General features: G+C 62.2%; 18 protein-coding genes. 3 read left to right on the forward strand and 15 right to left on the reverse strand.

Going from position 1 to position 17,858, the window contains the following annotated elements:
• Positions 1-60: 60 nt before the first annotated feature.
• Entirely contained in the window at positions 61-330 is a 270-nt protein-coding gene (locus CCICO_RS10145; protein WP_156809835.1) for a hypothetical protein, read from the forward strand.
• Positions 327-1,571, forward strand: coding sequence for an alpha/beta hydrolase (locus CCICO_RS10150; RefSeq protein ID WP_018019452.1), 1,245 nt, complete (start codon positions 327-329; stop codon positions 1,569-1,571). The genes CCICO_RS10145 and CCICO_RS10150 overlap by 4 nt, the downstream gene beginning before the upstream one ends.
• A gap of 67 nt (positions 1,572-1,638) precedes the next feature.
• Here CCICO_RS10150 and exaC read toward each other — a convergent pair whose 3' ends face one another.
• From exaC to CCICO_RS10200, 10 genes are all read right to left on the reverse strand, one after another.
• Entirely contained in the window at positions 1,639-3,162 is a 1,524-nt protein-coding gene (exaC, locus tag CCICO_RS10155) for an acetaldehyde dehydrogenase ExaC (RefSeq protein ID WP_018019453.1), read from the reverse strand.
• Positions 3,163-3,371: 209 nt separating this feature from the next.
• The gene (locus CCICO_RS10160) at positions 3,372-3,995 is read right to left on the reverse strand and encodes an MBL fold metallo-hydrolase (RefSeq protein WP_018019454.1); all 624 of its coding nucleotides are present in this window, start codon (positions 3,993-3,995) and stop codon (positions 3,372-3,374) included.
• A 2-nt stretch (positions 3,996-3,997) separates the two neighbouring features.
• Positions 3,998-5,092, reverse strand: a complete 1,095-nt coding sequence (locus tag CCICO_RS10165) for an S-(hydroxymethyl)mycothiol dehydrogenase (protein ID WP_018019455.1) — start codon at positions 5,090-5,092, stop codon at positions 3,998-4,000.
• A gap of 252 nt (positions 5,093-5,344) precedes the next feature.
• On the reverse strand, positions 5,345-5,779 hold the full coding sequence (locus tag CCICO_RS10170) for a heat shock protein transcriptional repressor HspR (RefSeq protein ID WP_018019456.1): 435 nt from the start codon (positions 5,777-5,779) through the stop codon (positions 5,345-5,347).
• A 121-nt stretch (positions 5,780-5,900) separates the two neighbouring features.
• Entirely contained in the window at positions 5,901-7,109 is a 1,209-nt protein-coding gene (gene dnaJ, locus CCICO_RS10175; protein WP_018019457.1) for a molecular chaperone DnaJ, read from the reverse strand.
• Positions 7,110-7,154: 45 nt separating this feature from the next.
• Entirely contained in the window at positions 7,155-7,880 is a 726-nt protein-coding gene (gene grpE, locus CCICO_RS10180; protein WP_018019458.1) for a nucleotide exchange factor GrpE, read from the reverse strand.
• Positions 7,877-9,712 (reverse strand): molecular chaperone DnaK, encoded by a 1,836-nt coding sequence (gene dnaK / locus CCICO_RS10185; protein ID WP_018019459.1) that lies wholly within the window; start codon positions 9,710-9,712, stop codon positions 7,877-7,879. Before dnaK ends, grpE begins: the two co-directional genes overlap by 4 nt.
• Positions 9,713-10,042: 330 nt before the next feature.
• A complete protein-coding gene (gene hemC, locus CCICO_RS10190; RefSeq protein ID WP_018019460.1) occupies positions 10,043-10,945 on the reverse strand; it encodes a hydroxymethylbilane synthase in 903 nt (300 codons plus the stop codon).
• 11 nt (positions 10,946-10,956) lie between these two features.
• The gene (locus tag CCICO_RS10195; protein WP_018019461.1) at positions 10,957-12,351 is read right to left on the reverse strand and encodes a glutamyl-tRNA reductase; all 1,395 of its coding nucleotides are present in this window, start codon (positions 12,349-12,351) and stop codon (positions 10,957-10,959) included.
• Positions 12,352-12,419: 68 nt separating this feature from the next.
• Complete coding sequence (locus tag CCICO_RS10200; RefSeq protein WP_018019462.1) at positions 12,420-12,662, reverse strand: glutaredoxin family protein; 243 nt, start codon at positions 12,660-12,662, stop codon at positions 12,420-12,422.
• Positions 12,663-12,803: 141 nt separating this feature from the next.
• Here CCICO_RS10200 and CCICO_RS10205 point away from each other — a divergent pair, with 141 nt between their 5' ends.
• On the forward strand, positions 12,804-13,859 hold the full coding sequence (locus CCICO_RS10205; RefSeq protein ID WP_018019463.1) for an HAD family hydrolase: 1,056 nt from the start codon (positions 12,804-12,806) through the stop codon (positions 13,857-13,859).
• A 134-nt stretch (positions 13,860-13,993) separates the two neighbouring features.
• Here CCICO_RS10205 and CCICO_RS10210 read toward each other — a convergent pair whose 3' ends face one another.
• The 5 genes from CCICO_RS10210 to CCICO_RS10230 all read right to left on the reverse strand — a co-directional run bounded on the left by CCICO_RS10210 (position 13,994) and on the right by CCICO_RS10230 (position 17,828).
• Entirely contained in the window at positions 13,994-14,095 is a 102-nt protein-coding gene (locus CCICO_RS10210) for a 30S ribosomal protein bS22 (protein WP_003855542.1), read from the reverse strand.
• Positions 14,096-14,400: 305 nt separating this feature from the next.
• Positions 14,401-14,592 (reverse strand): helix-turn-helix domain-containing protein, encoded by a 192-nt coding sequence (locus CCICO_RS10215; RefSeq protein WP_018019464.1) that lies wholly within the window; start codon positions 14,590-14,592, stop codon positions 14,401-14,403.
• Between the two features lie 375 nt (positions 14,593-14,967).
• Positions 14,968-15,792 (reverse strand): pyrroline-5-carboxylate reductase, encoded by an 825-nt coding sequence (proC, locus tag CCICO_RS10220; protein WP_279625138.1) that lies wholly within the window; start codon positions 15,790-15,792, stop codon positions 14,968-14,970.
• A gap of 87 nt (positions 15,793-15,879) precedes the next feature.
• Positions 15,880-16,884, reverse strand: a complete 1,005-nt coding sequence (locus CCICO_RS10225) for an Rv0497 family membrane protein (RefSeq protein WP_018019466.1) — start codon at positions 16,882-16,884, stop codon at positions 15,880-15,882.
• A gap of 14 nt (positions 16,885-16,898) precedes the next feature.
• Positions 16,899-17,828: a Ppx/GppA family phosphatase gene (locus CCICO_RS10230; RefSeq protein WP_026161402.1), complete on the reverse strand. Its 930-nt coding sequence runs from the start codon at positions 17,826-17,828 to the stop codon at positions 16,899-16,901.
• Positions 17,829-17,858 lie beyond the last annotated feature (30 nt).

Consider the following 17,858-nt stretch of genomic DNA (forward strand, 5'->3'; position numbering starts at 1 on the left):
TCCACAACCATCGTCGTGGCGCACATGCGCAGCACGCGCGGTTGCCGCACAGTGATCGGCATGAATGAACTCAGTTTTAGCCCTCACAGTGTCTCCGCCCTCTTCCACGCCACACCAGTGAGCGTGCGCCCTCCCGAACCCACCATGCCGGCCTTTACCAGCCTCGTGCTTCGCGCCACCAGCGCCCGCTTTACCCATGGGCTATCGCTTGTCGACGCCGTCCTCAACCACCACACCCGCAGCATCGAAGAGTTCGTCCATCGCTGCCTCACCTGCAATGACGATCTTGCAGAGGCGCTCTCCCGTGGAATTGGAGGAGCCCTACGATGATTCCTTTCATCGCCGGCGGCCAACGGCTGCCCTTGGACGCCGAGGAATTGGCCTCACTGGCCGAGCGCTATGTGGCCCTAGCGGTCAACGTGTCCCAGCACATCGATAGCAATATCCATCGCTGGCAGCAGGCCTTCAGCGAGGGGGTGCGCGGGGCGGCCTTTTCCGTAGCCGCCAACCACGAGGAGCAGGCTCAAGTGCCCGCGGCGCAAACAGCGTGGCACATGCAGCAGATCGCCGCGGTACTCGATTCCGTTATTCCCTTCCAACGCACCCTTGAAACCCTATGGGCAGGGCTGCAGACCGCCGCCCCCTTGGTCGCTGCCGCAGGCCCCGGCGCGATGCAGCTACACCGACAGATGCGGATGTTTCTCCTCGCCACCGGCCGCGGACTGGATGCCCTCTGCGGCGCAGAAATCGCGCGCGTCTGCGGCGAAGATCTCCCCGCCCCGACCTCGCGCCTGGCCGACTTCGGGGATCTGCCCGCCCATGACATTAATGTGCTGCAGCGCGCCCAAGCCCCTCGCGAGATCCAGCCCCTCCTCGAGGCCAATCCGGATGCGCAGGTGCTCGAGGCCTCGGACGGACGGGTGGTGTTGGCTATTGGTGATATCGATTCGGCCGAAAGTATTACCACCGTGGTCGCCGGGGTGGGTTCTTCGGATATCTCCGGTTGGGATAGCTATGTGGATCGCACGCGCTCCATCGCCAAAGCCACGGGTGGTGCCGCCGTAATGTGGATGGGCTACAGCGCCCCAAGCACTGTGGGCCAAGCGCTCTCGCGTGATAGTGCTCTGCGTGGCAGTGAGGAACTGCGCACTTTTCAGCGCTCGCTTCGTGATCGCCGCCGCGCTCTCGCCACCGGCGGGGCCGAGGGCGAGCAGGGCGCAGCAGAACCGCGTCTAATCACTCTCGCTCACTCTTATGGTTCCACTGTCGCGGGCATGGCAGCTCGCGAGGAGGGGCTCGCCACCGATGCACTGGTTCTGCTTGGTTCCCCGGGCGTCGGGGTACGCCACCGCGATCAGCTGGTCTTCGATACCGACACAGCAGATGTCATCGCACTCACGGGCACGGCCGATATTATTGCGCTCGCCCCCGATCCCCACCTAGGAGTGCACGGGCCCAATCCCGCATCTTCTCGTTTCGGCGCCGAGGTGTGGCGAGGCCCGCACACCCACACCGGTTACTGGGACGATCCCGCGTTACTTGCTCGGCTTGGTGATCTTGCCCGCCGCTAAACGCCAACAGCGCCGCGCCCCCTCTCTAGCGGAAAGCAGGACGCGGCGCTGACGCCATATGTTGGACTTAGAACAGCCCGGTGGGATTGGGATCGTAGGAGGTGAGAACGCACTTGGTCTCGGTGTAGTGATCCAGCATCATGGCGTGATTCTCACGGCCAATACCGGACTCCTTGAAACCACCGAAGGCAGCACCTGCCGGGTAGTTGTGGTAATGGTTCACCCACACGCGGCCGGCGTGAATAGCGCGGGAGGCGCGGTAGGCGGTGTTTTGATCGCGGGTCCACACACCAGCACCAAGGCCATAGTTGGTGTCATTAGCGATCTCGATGGCCTCGTCAAAGTCCTTGAAGGTGGTGACCACCAGCACGGGGCCGAAGACCTCTTCGCGGAAGATCTGCATCGAGTTTTCGCCCTTCATGATGGTGGGCTCCACATAGAAGCCACCATCGAGGCTGCCCTCGAGCTTTGCCACGTTACCGCCGGTGAGTACCTCGGCGCCCTCGGCGGGCCCGGAGGTGAGGTAACCGGAGATCTTGTCGAGCTGCTCTTGGGATGCCTGGGCGCCCAGCATCACCTCGGAGTCGAGCGGGTTGCCCACCTTGATCTTCTTGGTGCGCTCCACCACACGGGCGATGAACTCCTCGGCGATGTCTTCCTGAATCAGCGCACGCGAGGGGCAGGTGCATACCTCGCCGGAGTTGAGGGCGAACATCACCACACCCTCCACGCACTTGTCCAAGAACTCGTCGTCCTTGCTCATGATGTCGTTGAAGAAGAGCGAGGGCGACTTTCCACCCAGCTCCAAGGTCACGGGGATCACTTGATCAGCCACGGCCTTGTTAATCATCTTGCCCACCTCGGTGGAACCGGTGAAGGCCACCTTGGAGATGCGTCGCGAAGCAGTGAGCGCCGCGCCCGCCTCCGAGCCGAGGCCATTGACAATGTTGACCACGCCCTTGGGCAGCAGATCAGCGATGAGCTCCATGAGATAGAGAACCGAGACCGGGGTTTGCTCGGCGGGCTTGAGCACCACACAGTTACCGGCAGCCAGAGCCGGAGCCAGCTTCCACGCCGCCATGAGGATGGGGAAGTTCCACGGGATGATCTGGCCCACCACGCCGAGCGGCTCCTTGAAGTGGTAAGCCACGGTGTTGTGGTCGATCTGTGTGGTGTGTCCCTCGAGGGTGCGAGTGACACCTGCGAAGTAGCGGAAGTGATCGGCAGCCAACGGGATGTCCGCCGCCAGGGCCTCGCGCACCGGCTTACCGTTCTCCCATGTTTCGGCCACGGCGAGCTTCTCAAGATTGTCTTCGATGCGCTCGGCGATCTTATTCAGCACCATCGCCCGCTCGGCTGGGGAGGTCTTAGCCCACTCATCCTTGGCTGCGTGTGCCGCATCGAGTGCCAGAGTGATGTCTTCTTCCTTACCGCGCGCGAACTGGCAGAACACCTCGCCGGTCACCGGGGTGATGTTGTCCAGGTACTCGCCGCTGGCCGGCGGGGTCCATTCGCCATTGATGAAGTTGTCGTAGCGCTCGCGGAAGGTGACGATCGAGCCCTCGGAATTGGGATGTGCGTAGACAGTCATGACGTTTCTTTCGTACCTCTCGTCAGGGGGCCATCAGGATGGCACCACGGTGGGAACTTCGTACACCATCACCACCCGATCGGCAGTGACGTGACACACAGCCTACGCACAAAAGAGATATGGCGCATGTGACCCACGACGCACCAGCGCGGACGGTGCCACACCCTGAAAGTGAGCCCCGTCCGCGCTGTCAAAAGCATCAGGACAACCTAGTAGCCGCGCTTGATCCACTCCTCCAAGTGGGGCGCCTCGCTACCGATAGTGGTGTGATCCCCGTGCCCAGTGCGCACGATAGTTTCGGCGGGCAGCTCCAACACCGAGGTACGCAGGGAATGGATGATCGTGTCGAAGCTGCTATAGCTTCGCCCAGTGGCGCCCGGTCCGCCTTGGAACAGGGTGTCGCCACTAAACAGCTCGGCCGCCTCCGGCACGTAGAAGCAGCAGGAGCCCGGCGAGTGGCCAGGAGTGTTCAGCACTGTCATCTCCGCGCCGCCGACGTCGAAAAGCATGTCCTCGCGCAGAGCCTCGTGCGCCACGTCTGGGTGGGTCTGCTGCCAGAGCATCTCATCACCTGGGTGCACATAGATCGGCGCATCAAGCCGGATGGACAGCTCTGGGGCAACGGTGATGTGGTCATTGTGCGCGTGGGTGCACAAGATACCGCGAACGCGGCGACCGGCCACGGCGTCAATGATCGGTTGGGCGTCGTGAGCGGCGTCGATGATGTACACCTCGGAGTCATCGCCCACGATCCAGATGTTGTTATCCACATCCCACTCGCCCCCGTCGAGGGCGAAGGTGCCGCTGGTCTCTACATGATCTACGCGAACCATGACTAGATCACCACCACGCTACGCAGCACATCGCCAGCCTTCATGGTGGCGAAGGCCTCTTCCACATCACCCAGCTCAATGCGCTCGGACACAAACTTGTCCAGCGGGAAACGGCCCTGCAGGTGTAGATCCACAAAGGCGGGGAAGTCTCGCTCCGGCAGGCAGTCGCCGTACCACGCGGGCTTCAAGCTGCCACCGCGCGAGTAGAAATCAATGGCCGGGATATCGATGTGATCGCTAAGGTTGGGCACTCCCACCATCACCATTCGGCCGGCATGGTCACGGGAGTAGAAGGCTTGGCGCCACGTAGGCATGATGCCCACGGCATCAATCGTGACGTCTGCACCGAAGCCATCGGTGATCTCACGCACCCGCTCGATCACCTGCTCCTCTGAAAGCTCAGCGGAGTTAATGGTGTGCGTGGCTCCGAATTCAGTAGCGGCATCCAGCTTGCGCTGATCCACATCCACCGCGATCACCGTGCGCGCCTGATTTACCACCGCGCCGGCGATCGCTGCCATGCCCACGCCGCCACAGCCGAACACGGCCACGGACTCGCCGCGCGCAATATCGGCGGTATTCACGGCAGCACCCAGCCCAGCCATGACACCACAGCCCAACAGTCCCGCAGCTGCCGGATCTTCTGCCGGATTCACCTTCGTACACTGCTTCTCATGCACCAAGGTCTTTTCCGCAAAGGCACCAATACCGAGCGCGGGACTGAGCTCGGTGCCATCCTCGAGCGTCATGGGCGTGGAGGCGTTATGGGTATTGAAGCAGTACTTGGGTTCACCCCGCTTGCAGGCGCGACATTCGCCGCACACTGCGCGCCAGTTCAGCACCACAAAGTCTCCCTCGGCCACGAAGGTGACATCCTCGCCCACCTGGGAGACCACGCCGGCAGCCTCATGCCCCAGCAGGAAGGGATAGGCATCCTCGATATCGCCATCGCGATAGGCCAAGTCGGTATGGCACACTCCGCAGGCCTTGATATCAACTACCACATCGGTGGGGCCAGGATCTGGGATTACTACCTGCGCCTTTTCTACGGGTGCACCCTTCTTGCGGGCGATAATTCCAGTCACGGTGGCTGTCATCAGCAGACCACTCCTTACACGTGTGTTGGGGATTATTGTGCAACCATCCAGCATACCCAGATTTTCAATTGTTGCCGATAACGTTTTTCAGTAGCGTCTTGTGTCGCGTGTCCATGGGGACTGTGCCGCGGGCATCCCTAAGACTCTCTCCTTCCCCGAACACGCAGAGGCACCCACGCGCACCCCTTCGATGGGGTGCGGGCGTGGGTGCCTGGCTGTAGTGATGTCCTCACGCTCAGGAGGTGAGGGGGTTTAGTGCTGGGGTCGGCTGCGGGAACGGCGCGGTTCCCATGCCACCACAGCGGTGGAACGGGGCACGTGCACGATCTCGCCGCGCTTGCGGCCGGCGCTGCGGCGCAGCTCATGCACCTCGCGCTCGAGGGCCGTGAGATCCTCATGGAGCTCATCGTTGGCCTGACGCAGGCGCTCGTTTTCCTGACTGAGCTCAATAATTGCCTTGATACCGGCGAGATTCACGCCGTCTTCTTGACTGAGCTTCTGGATCTTGCGGAGCAGCTCCACATCGCTGGGGGAATAGCGACGGCCGCCGCCGCGGGTGCGCTGCGGGGTGACCAGCCCGATGCGATCGTAGGCGCGAAGCGTCTGGGCGTGCATGCCGGCGAGTTCGGCCGCCACGGAGATCACGTAGACCTCCGTATGTTCAGAGTGTTCGTTCTGTTGAGCCATGACGCTGAGAAGACACCTCCTCACTCACATCCGGTGGTCGTATCACATGCTGCCGCGCGTCTGCGGCAGCATGCGCTGTACGTCGAAGTGTACCCAGTGGCTGCTGGGGCCACGTCGCTACTTAGTCATTGCCCGCCCAACCCTTACGGGGATCAAAGCCGGAATCCTTCTCCGCCTGCGCGTAGCTGCGCAGCGCCGAGGTGGCACCCGCGTCGAGATGATCGGGAACCACCACCTCGACAGTCACGAGCAAATCGCCCTTGGTGCCATCCCGCTTGGGCACGCCCCTGCCGCGCACCCGCAGGGTGCGGCCATTGGGGGTGTTTTCCCGCAGGCGCACCGTGACGGGGCCATCAAGGGTGGGCACGGTGACTGTGCTATCAAGTACCGCCTCCGCAAAGGAGATCGGAACCGTGAGCTCAAGATCATCACCAGAGCGGGTGAACACGGGATCCGGGCGCACGTGGACGGTGACGAAGAGATCCCCCGAGGGCAAGCCATTGGGTCCTGCCTCGCCTTGGCCGGCGAGCCGCACCCGCTGGCCGTCGATCACGCCCGCCGGCACCTTCACGGTGATGGAACGGGTGCGGTTGACAGTGCCGGTGCCTCCGCAGGCCTTGCAGGGATCGGTGATCTTGGTTCCGGTGCCGTCACAGTTGGAGCACGGCTTGGAAAATCCGAAGGTGCCTTTGCTCTCTGATTCGAAACCGGTGCCGTTGCACTGTCCACAGGTGGCAGGCTTCGCCGAAGCAGAGCCCGAGCCGTGGCATTTGTTACAGGGGGCATCGCCGGTGAGGCGAATCGGGATCGTGGTGCCCTTGGTGGCCTCACGGAAGTCCAGAGTGATCTGGGTTTCTACGTCCGATCCTCGCGTCGGCCGAGTTGCGTGGCGAGCACCACCGCCGCGGTTGAAAATGCCACCGAAGATATCCCCCAGACCGCCTTCCGCAGAAAATCCTCCACTGGATCCTCCGCTCGCTTGCCCGAAGAGGTCCGAGATGTCGAAGTCTTCCGAGGACGTCGACCGAAACCCGCCGGGAAATCCGGCGCCTCCTCTCTGGCCGAAACTCCGACCAAATCCACCCATGCCCGAGGAGAGCATGGCCTTCATCTCGTCGTATTCCTTCCGCTTCTGCTCATCACCGATGACGTCATAGGCCTCGGCAACCTTCTTGAAGCGGGTCTCCGCCTGGGTGTCACCAGGGTGAGTATCGGGGTGGTTGTCTCGTGCCAGTTTCCGGTAGGCGCGCTTGATGTCGGCCTGGGAAGCGGACGAGGAGACCCCGAGGTCCGCGTAATAGTCTTTCTCTGCCCATTCACGCTGTGCCATGAGACGTGCAGTCCCCTCCTTCCGCTAATAGATATCGTGGGCTTTTTATTCTTGATCCTCTACTGGGTCGTCGATGATCACCATGGCGGCGCGTACGACGGTGTCCTTGTACTGGTAACCGGGACGCACCACGGTTCCCAAGGCCTTCTCTTCTCCAGTGGAGGCGTCTTGAATGGCCTCGTGGATCGAGGGGTCGAACTCATCGCCGGTCTCACCGAAGCGCTTGAGACCCACACCGTTAACGGTGCGACGGAACTTCTCCGCGAAGGTCTTCAGCGGCCCCTGCTCGAGATCGCCGTGCTGTTCAGCCATGTCGAGATCATCGAGGATGGGCAGCAGATCCTTGAGCACCTTCACCGTGGCGGTGGAGATGACTCCCTCACGCTCCCGCTCGGTGCGCCGCCGGTAGTTGGCGTACTCAGCGGACACGCGCTTGAGATCCTCAGTGAGCTCCGCAATCTGCGCTTGGGAGGAGTCCTCGGCCTCGGCGGCCAGTTCCTCGCTCTCCGCGGCCCGGGCATCAGCTTCGGCTTCTGCCTCTTCCGCAGCCTCGGTGGCTTCGGCGTCGGCTAGTGCGGCTTCCTCATCGAGCAACTCGTTGATCTCCTCATCGAGGGGATCAATCACCTCGCCGTCGCCTGCCGTTCCGGCCTCGGCATCCGCCGCCGCTGCACCCGCAGCGGCAGCTTCGGCCTCGTTCGGGGAGTAGTTGGCCTCATCCGTGGCGTCGGGATCGCCCGGATTATCGGGCATCTCGCCTGGGTGGGTCACTTCTTCTCATCCTCCTCGTCGACAACCTCAGCGTCGACAACGTTGTCGTCAGCGGCCGGGTCGGCGCCCTCAGCCTGAGTAGCGCCCTGGGCGGCCTCGGCCTCGTAGAGTGCCTTGCCCATCTCCTGGGACTCCTTGGACAGGGTGTCCACGGCGTCCTTGATGGCATCAAGGTCATCGCCCTTCAGAGCCTCGTCCACACCGTTGGCGGCGTCTTCGACCTTCTTCTTGATGTCCTCGGACACCTTCTCAGAGTTCTCCTCGAGGAACTTGCGGGTCTGGTACGCCATGGACTCAGCCGAGTTGCGCACCTCCTGCTCCTCGCGGCGCTTCTTGTCCTCTTCGGCGTGCATCTCAGCGTCCTTGACCATGCGGTCGATGTCTTCCTGAGACAGGCTGGAGCCGTCCTGGATCTTGATGGTGTTTTCCTTGCCGGTGCCCTTGTCCTTTGCGGTCACGTGCACGATGCCGTTGGCGTCGATGTCGAAGGTGACCTCGATCTGCGGCACACCGCGCGGTGCCGGGGCGATGCCGCCGAGCTCGAAGGAGCCAAGCAGCTTGTTGGCAGAGGCCATCTCGCGCTCACCCTGGAAGACCTGGATCTGCACGGAGGGCTGGTTGTCCTCGGCGGTGGTGAAGGTCTCGGACTTCTTGGTGGGGATGGTGGTGTTGCGCTCGATGAGCTTCGTCATCACGCCGCCCTTGGTCTCGATGCCGAGGGAAAGCGGGGTGACGTCGAGAAGCAGCACGTCCTTGACCTCGCCGCGCAGCACGCCTGCCTGCAGAGCAGCGCCCATGGCCACGACCTCATCGGGGTTCACACCCTTGTTCGGCTCCTTGCCGGAGAGCTCCTTGACCATGTCGGACACGGCCGGCATGCGGGTGGAGCCACCCACGAGCACCACGTGGTCGATATCGGAGATGGAAATCTCGGCGTCCTTAACCACCTGGTTGAAGGGGGCCTTGGTGCGGTCCAGCAGATCCTGGGTGATGCGCTGGAACTCGGTGCGGGTGAGGGTCTCATCCAGGAAGAGGGGGTTCTTCTCGGAGTCGACGGTGATGTAAGGCAGGTTGATGGATGCCTGCTGGGAGGACGACAGCTCAATCTTGGCCTTCTCAGCGGCCTCGCGCAGACGCTGCAGAGCCATCTTGTCCTTGGTCAGATCAATGCCGTGGGAGCTCTTGAACTTCTCAGCCAACCAGTCCACGATGCGCTGATCCCAGTCATCGCCGCCCAGCTCATTGTCGCCGGCGGTGGCCATAACCTCGACCACACCGTCACCGATCTCGAGCAGGGAGACGTCGAAGGTGCCGCCACCGAGGTCGAAGACCAGGATGGTCTGCTCCTTGTCGCCCTTCTCCAGGCCGTAGGCCAGAGCAGCGGCGGTGGGCTCGTTCACGATACGCAGCACGTTCAGGCCTGCGATCTGACCGGCCTCCTTGGTGGCCTGACGCTGAGCGTCCTCGAAGTAAGCGGGGACGGTGATCACGGCGTCAGTGACATCGTCACCCAGGTAAGACTCGGCGTCGCGCTTGAGCTTCATCAGCGTACGAGCGGAGATCTCCTGCGGAGTGTACTTCTTATCGTCAACCTCCACGGTCCAGTCGCTACCCATGTGGCGCTTCACGGAGCGCACGGTGCGGTCGACGTTGGTGACGGCCTGGTTCTTAGCGGACTGGCCAACCAGAACCTCGCCGTTCTTTGCGAATGCAACCACCGAAGGGGTGGTGCGGGAACCCTCGGAGTTGGCGATAACGGTTGCCTCGCCACCCTCGAGCACGGATACGACCGAGTTGGTGGTACCCAAGTCAATGCCTACTGCACGTCCCATAGTTGTGATGTCCTCCTGTTGTGTTTATGTGCCCGCCGTGACCAGCGGGCGAGGTTTGAATTCATCGAGTTGAGCGATCTCCACTCAATGTCTGCGACTACGCTAACAAACTCTGCATATAATCGCCAACCTTCTTGAGTGGATGTAACTCAACTTTCCACCCCATACAACGGCACCACCATCAAAGTTGTTCCCAATCCGCTCAACTTTTTTATTTCACCAGTTCACAGCCTTAGTCAAGGGAGGGTACAGGCAGCGAAACGGCGCCCACGAGTGCAGCAGGTGTGCACCTCGGGGCGCCGTTGCAGCGCGGCTAGGCAGGCCCGTGATCTATTCTTCCGCCATCAGCTGGGCTGCGCCCTGCTCTAGCAACTCCGTGGCCACAGTTGCCCCCAAGGTGCGGGCATCCTCCATGCCAGCGACCGCGGTGGAGGCGCTGCGCACCAGCTGCGCGCTGCCGTCGAGGGCAAAGACCCCAGCGGTGAGGCTCACCGCGCCCTCGCTGTATTCGGCATGGGCGGCCACTGGGGCGGTGCACCCAGCCTCGAGGGTGGCGAGCACCGAACGCTCGGCTGCGGCACACAGCTCAGTAGGCTGATCGGCGAGTGCACGAATTGCCTGCACCGCGTGGTCATCATCGGCGCGGCACTCGATCGCGAGTGCCCCTTGGGCCGGGGCGGGCATCAGGCGGGTGGCGTCGAAAAGCTCCGTGGCGCGATCGAGCTGCCCCATACGGGTGAGCCCCGCCGCAGCCAAAACCACCGCATCGAGCTCGCCGCTAAAGACCTTGCCCATGCGGGTATCAATATTGCCGCGTAGCGGGCGAATATCCAGATCAGGGCGCAGCGCCTTGAGCTGGGCGATACGCCGCGGCGCGGAGGTGCCCACCGTGGCGTGCGGGGGCAGCTCATCGAGGCTCAGACCATCGCGGGCAATGAGGGCCTCGCGACGATCCTCGCGGGCCGGAGTGGAGAGCACGAAACGATCATCCCGCGCGGTGGGGAGATCCTTGAAGGAGTGCACGGCCACATCGCACTCGCCGCGGGCCATGGCTTCGCGCAGCGCTTGGGTGAATACGCCAACACCGATGCGCTCCACCGGCGACATGTTCTTATCCCCAGGAGTGGTGATGATGGTTAATTCGGCGTCGTAGCCGAGTTCAGCCAACGCAGCGCGCACGTGGCCGGTTTGTGTGGTGGCAAGTTGAGATCCGCGAGTACCAATCCGAAACATGCCCACTAAGGTTACTCGCCGATGCTCAGCGAGGAGGGGTAAGTCTCCGCTACAGACTCAGCGCGCACCGGCATGTGCCCCATATTTTCCGGCAGCTCGCCCATCGCCACCGCAATAGACCTGCCCGGCACTGGATCCTGCAGGCCAAAAAGCTCCTGAATCACCGTCTCATAGGTAATGGTGCCCGAGCGCGCCGCCAGCTGCTTGACCCGCACGGTAGGTTGATGCAGCAGCTTATCGACGATCCTTCGCACCGTCCGGTTGACCTCATTGCGGTCCGCATCCTCCATGCCAGGGGTGCGCCGCAGCAGCTGCCCCATCTCAGCCTCCACCAGCTCGGCGGCGTGCTTGCGCAGAGCCGACACAGCCGGCACGACCTCGCGCACCCGCTGCTGCGAAGTGAACTGCTCTAGGGCATCGCGAACAATAGCCAGCGACTCGGTGTGCACCTGCGAGATCTCACTATCCGCATGCTGGTGCAGCTTCTCAATGTTGATCAGGTGGCATCCGGCCCGATCAGCGATGGCATCGTCAAGATCGCGCGGCAAGGACAAATCCACGCCCACGAGCCCTGGGTGCTCGGCCGGAATATCGCTGGCGTGAATAGTGAAACCATCGGCGCCGGTGGCTGACACCACCATGGACACCTCGTTGAGCACCTCGCGCCGCTGCTCATAGCGCACCGCCTGGGCATTGACCCCCGCCTCTAGGGCATGGGCCACTAGGTTCTGTGCCCGCTCGAAGGTGCGATTGCACACGATCAGCTTGTCCACCCCCATGCGGCCCACGTGAGTGGAGGCCAAAGAGGCCATCGCGCCGGCGCCGAGCACGAGAACGCTCACCCCGTGAAGGGGTAGCTCTTGGTCCAAGCGGCCCATCTCCGCCACCGCTTGGTTCAGGGCAAAGGAGACCATGGAGGCCCCCGCCTCGTCGATAGCGGTCTCGGTGTGCACCCGCTTGCCGGTGTGCAGGGCGGTTTGGGTGAGCGAATGCAGTGCCGGGCCGGCGGTGGCTGACTGCGAAGCCAGCTGGTAGGCGTGACGAACCTGCCCGATAATCTGCTGCTCTCCCACCACCATGGAATCTAGGCCCGCGGTGACCATGAGCATGTGTTCTGCGGCCGCATCGGCATAACGCACATAGAGCTTGGCACGCAGGGTATCGATATCAACCCCACTGTATTCATGCAGGACATCCACCACTTCGTGGACACCGGCGTGGAAGGAGGAGGTAACGCAATACACCTCTACCCGATTGCAGGTAGAGACAATGAGGGCCTCGGTGAGCGAGGGGCGGGTAATCAAGGTGGATGCAACGCGGATTGCTGCGTCATCATCCATGCTGAGCTGCTCAAGCAACGACACAGGTGCCGACCGGTGGGACATCCCCACAACTAGCACGCTCATTGAAATAGCTCACCGCTTCCTCATCCGTCACATTAAAGCCTGATAAGAACGCTAGTCTGCTTTCCCCGTCAAGCCAACAAAGTGTTGGCTAACTCAGCACTGTCTACTTCCCAGCACGCGAACTCCTCGTCGTCCACCACAACCACCGGCACGCGATCGCCAAATTCCATGGCCAGCTCGGGGTCGTGGTCCACATCCAGCACCTGCCACGCGGCCCCGGCGGCGCGCACAATCGGCTCAATTTGCTTGGCGACGCGGACACAGGATCCACAACCGGCACGGACCATGAGTTCAACGCGGTGGGTAGACATAAGAGAGCGTCAAGGCCTCCATCCTTGTAGCGAGTCTAAGACGGCGAGCTGCGCCTTAACCTTATACGATGGCAAGGGTCCCACCTTCGGGCGTGTCGTACCAGCTTTAGCCCCTATTCGGAAAGTCACTGAATATTCGCCGTGAACTCCAACAACGTTTCGCTCGACCCCTTCGACGGGCCTAACTCGCCCTCGGAATTCCTGGCGGCGTGGTCGACCTCGCGGGGGAATCTGCGCCACTTCTTTGAAGATCGCGCGCTTCCGCCCATTGATGAGCAATCCCAGCGCGCCGCCGGCGAGGCTGCGGTGGCCGAGGCCTTCGGGCTTGATCCTGCCGATTTCGACTCTGGAATGACCAGCGTTTCTGGGGCCTTCGAGGCGGCGTCGGCACGCGCCGTCACCACCCCAGATCCGGATATCCCCCAAGACCACACGGCGGCTGCCTTCTTCGATGTGGATAACACCCTCATCCAAGGCGCCTCCATCATTGTCTTCGCCATGGGGTTGGCGAAGAAGAAGTACTTTAAGTTCTCCGAGATCGCCCCCGTGGCCTATAAGCAAGTGAAGTTTCGCCTCACCGGCTCCGAGAATGCCAATGATGTGGCAGAAGGGCGCCAACAGGCATTGGAATTCATCAAAGGCCGCGATGTAAACGAATTGGTGGAGCTCTGCGAAGAAATCGTAGACACCCACATGTCCGACAAAATCTGGCCGGGCACCAAGGAACTTGCGGACATGCACCTCAACGCCGGCCAGCAGGTGTGGCTCGTGTCCGCCACCCCGGTACAGCTCGCCCAAATCCTGGCGCGCCGCTTTGGATTTACTGGGGCACTCGGCACCGTCGCGGAGGTCAAGGACGGCAAATTCACCGGCCGGCTCGTGGGCGATATTTTGCACGGTTCCGGCAAGCGCCACGCCGTTGCCGCCCTGGCCGCCGTGGAACAGCTGGACCTGCGCCGCTGCACCGCCTACTCCGATTCCATTAATGATCTGCCCATGCTCTCCATGGTGGGCACGGCGGTAGCGGTGAACCCGGACGCGAAACTGCGCAAAACCGCCACCCAGCGGGGCTGGGAGGTGCGCGACTATCGCAATGTGCGCAAAGCCGTGCGCAAGTTCGGTCTGCCCGCCATTATTACCGCCGCCTTTTCTACCGGCGCGTGGCGTTATCTCGGCAAATCCAAGAAGAAGGCCTAACCTGCGGGCCTCACCCGCAGGTCGCACTCGGTGCGCCGGTGCATATAAAAACACACCGCCTAGCGGTAGATATTTCTACCGCGGCGGTGTGTGAGCAGGCCCAAGATTCGTGCCAAGGGCCGCGCGCATGAGGCTTACTTGCCAAGCTTGCGACGCTGAACGCGAGTACGGCGCAGCATCTTGCGGTGCTTCTTCTTGGACATGCGCTTGCGGCGCTTCTTGATAACAGAACCCATAGGGCATCCTCACTTACTTAAGATCGTTGTGCATGTATATACATAGTGTGCGCATCTGCGACGGCCATATGGCAGCCGTGGGCTGCCGGGGCGGACGGGCATCTCAAGACGCACCGCCCAGCAAAAAGTGCCGTAGCGCTCCGTCGTGGGAGCAGGTGTGATGCCACACGAATGCTAGCAATCATACCTAGAGGGTGAGCGAGGATAAAATTCCCCCTCGCTACACCCCATCCAGCGACTCGGTGCGCTAACCAGCACGCACACCCCACACCCCAGCCGCAGAGGCTGCCGGTGCGGGGAGTGTTTTAGCCGGCGTCGTAGAACGATGCCTCGAGGTACTCATTCACGGCCTTCTCGTGAACTCGGAAGGAACGGCCGACGCGCACGGCGGGCAGCTCGCTGGAGTGAATGAGACGGTACACAGTCATCTTGGACACGCGCATGATGTCAGCGACTTCTGCGACGGTCAAGAATGTGCCATTGTCCTCGTGTGCCATAGTGTTAAACCCTTCATAACGCGAACGCGCTGCAGGCTTCCCCTCCTGCAGATGGAGACACGATCGTGTTCGTCAACAGCTTAGCGTTAATCCTGTTACTAATGCGAGCTGTTGGGATGTGGTTTATCTCAGCTGTCACATGAGTCTGGTGGGAAAAACACAACCACGTGAGTCACACGGGCGCGCCCCTGCCCCACCCTGCTCGTCATTTGTGCAGATGACAGCACATACGCAGCTCAGCCGCACCAGCCATATCCCGTCCACAACCGCCCCGCCCAATCACGGCGCGCACCCCAGTCGAACGGGCTGACATGAGAAAAGCACTCCACCCATCGGCGGGGTGAAGTGCTACTTAAGGGTTTGCTGTGGGCGGGATTAGGACAGCTCTGCAGAACGCTGAGCGCAGGCCTCCATGGCCTTATAGAAGGCAGCCCTGATGCCCGACTCCTCCAAGGAGCGAATCGCGGCCACCGTGGTGCCCGCCGGGGAGGAAACCGAGGCCCGCAGCTCCACGGGTGACTTGCCGCCATCCTTGAGCATCGCGGCCGCACCATCGATAGCGCCCACCGCCAACCGCTCGGCGAGTTCGCGTTTCAGGCCCAGCTGCACGCCGGCATCCGTCATCGCCTCGGCCATGAGGAACACATAGGCCGGGGAGGAACCCGACATGGCGGTGACCACGTCAATATCGGATTCCTTCACCTGCACCACCTCGCCGACTGCGGAGAGAAGCTCGGAGACCGTATCCATGTCAGCCTCACTGGCGAAGCGGCCCGCCGCCATAGCGGATACGCCCTTGCCCACGAACATGGGCGTATTGGGCATCACGCGCACCAGCGGGGTGCCGGCAGACACAACCTCTTCCATCGCCGCCAAGGAAATACCGGCGGCCATAGACACCACGATCGCATCTTCGGTGTTTTCGTTGAGCGAATCCGAGATCTCATCCAGCACCTGCACGAGCAGGTGAGGTTTGACCGCCAAGAACACCACATCCACGCCCTCGACGGCCTGGTAGTTATCGGTGTAGTCGTTGATCTCGAAGCGCTCCGCAAGCTCGCGTCCGCGCTCCTCCCGGCGGTTGGACACGTTAATATCCTGCGGGCGGGTTCCACCGGCAATGAGCCCAGAGACGAGGGCCTCACCGATGTTGCCGCCACCAATCACTGCAATCTTGGTCATAGAACCACTGTGCCAGATTCGCTTGCCAGCGCAAGAAACAACCCCCGCCGGATGGTATCTCTCCGGCGGGGTTGGACAGGGATAGCATGGGGGCAAGCGACGCTGCTAGAGCCCGGCTATGAGCGAGGGCCCGAAGGTGAGCACCAGCCCGACCACCGCGGCGAGCACCATGGTGAGCTTGTCGCGGTCGGTGCGCATGGCATGAACAATGCCGACGATACCGCCGGTGACCGCCACGGCCAGCACCCCAGTGATGATGTTGTTGAAGTTCGACCACAGCAACTCGAAGCCCTTGAAGATGGCAATACCGATCACCACGGCCACCACCGTCATGCCGATGATCGCGGGGATGGACACCGAGCGCTCGGAATCCTCATCCACCGCCGGTGCATCGGCCTCCGGCTCGGCCAGCTCATTGGGCTGGGCCTGGGACTGATCCGACTGTGCCGGTGCCGCCATGTAGGGGGCGCGGCGCTGCGGGGTCTCGCTGCGCGGCTGCTCGCCTACGGCGTCGAAGTGGGCGGTCGGGGCCTCATCGCGGGCCTCGCCCTCGGACTCCGGGGAGCGCTCGATGGACTCAACCTGCTCCGGCTGGGCGGGCGCCGGCTGGTTCTGCTCAGCGTGGGCCTTCGCCTGCTCTGGGCTCACAGCCTGGAAGGTATCGGTGGTCAGGCGCGGCTGCTCGTTTTCGTGCACCACGTCCAGCACCATCGTCTCATCCTTGTCCTGCTTGGCACTGCCGCGCGGAACTCGGTTGAGCTTGGGATTAAAGGCGGGCGCCTGATCCTGCTGCGGCTCAGACTCAGCGGTCGCAGCCTCGTTGCTGCCCTGGGCGGTGGATGCTGCGGCACCGTCCTCCTCTGCGGGGGCGTCTGCCGCCGGTGCGTCCGCCCCTGCGCGGGCAGTGTTTTCCGCGTCGATCGGCTGGGAGGTGTGCTTGGGCTGCTCTGGGCTTTCGTCTACCTTCGGGATCGAACCGGTGAGCTCGGCAACGGACACTCCGCCTTCTTCGAGGCTGCGGCGCCGGCGACGTCTCCGCGGAGCATCATCGCCGCTTTCTTTGGACGCGCGGGCTAAGAGCTCTGCGACTGTCAGCTGTTGGTCGCTCATACTCGCTTCCTTTCCTAGTCCAATCCCTTATCAATCCGTCTAAGGATAACCCCTTCACGCAGCGCCCATGGGCAAATCTCGATCTTTTCGAGCCCCAGGGCACGCATGCTTGCCTCTGCAACGAGGGCACCTGCGACAATCTGATGGGAACGGTCCGAGCTTACTCCTTCGAGCTCCGCTCGGTCACTCGCTGTCATGCGGGAAATAAATGCGATCAGCTGGCGCAAGCCCGGCGCGGTCAGGGTGCGCTTAACGCGCGGCCCCGCCGAGGAGGGGGCGGCACCAGTAAGCCGGGCCAGGGTGCGGAAAGTTTTGCTGGTTCCCACCGCCAAGTTGGCATGGCCGCAGTTCTTCAACTGCTGAGCGGGTTCCGCGAGTTCGGCATCGATGTAATCGCGAAGGATGTTGATCTTCTTTCGCGAGGGCGGGTCCGTGTCGAACCAATTGTGAGTAAGCCGACCCGCTCCGAGATCGAGCGAGAAGGCCTTCTCTGGGTGTTCGTCGGTACCGGTGGAAAGCTCGAGGGAGCCACCGCCGATATCGAGGTTGATGATGCGGCCGGCGGACCAGCCGTACCAGCGTCGTACCGCGAGGAAGGTGAGCACGGCTTCTTCCTCGCCGGTGAGGACTTCGAGCCTGATGCCCGATTCCTTTTCGACGCGATCCAATACTTTCTTCTGATTCGTGGCAGAGCGAACCGCGGAGGTGGCGAACGCCATGACCTCATCGCACTGCAGCGTGTTGGCGAGTTCGCTCGCCTCTGCCACATTCTTGATCAGCTTCGCCTGTCCCTTGTCATTGAGGGCGCCGTCTGCGTCGAGGAATTCCACGAGTTTCATCGTGGTCTTCCAATCGCTCATGGGGGTGGGATGTCCACCCGAGCGCGCATCGACTGCCACCAAGTGGACAGTGTTACTGCCAACGTCCAATACACCTAATCGCACAACTTTAGGGTAGCGGGTCTAAGTTGGAAA

The sequence above is a fragment of the Corynebacterium ciconiae DSM 44920 genome (assembly GCF_030440575.1).
Lineage (GTDB): Bacteria > Actinomycetota > Actinomycetes > Mycobacteriales > Mycobacteriaceae > Corynebacterium > Corynebacterium ciconiae.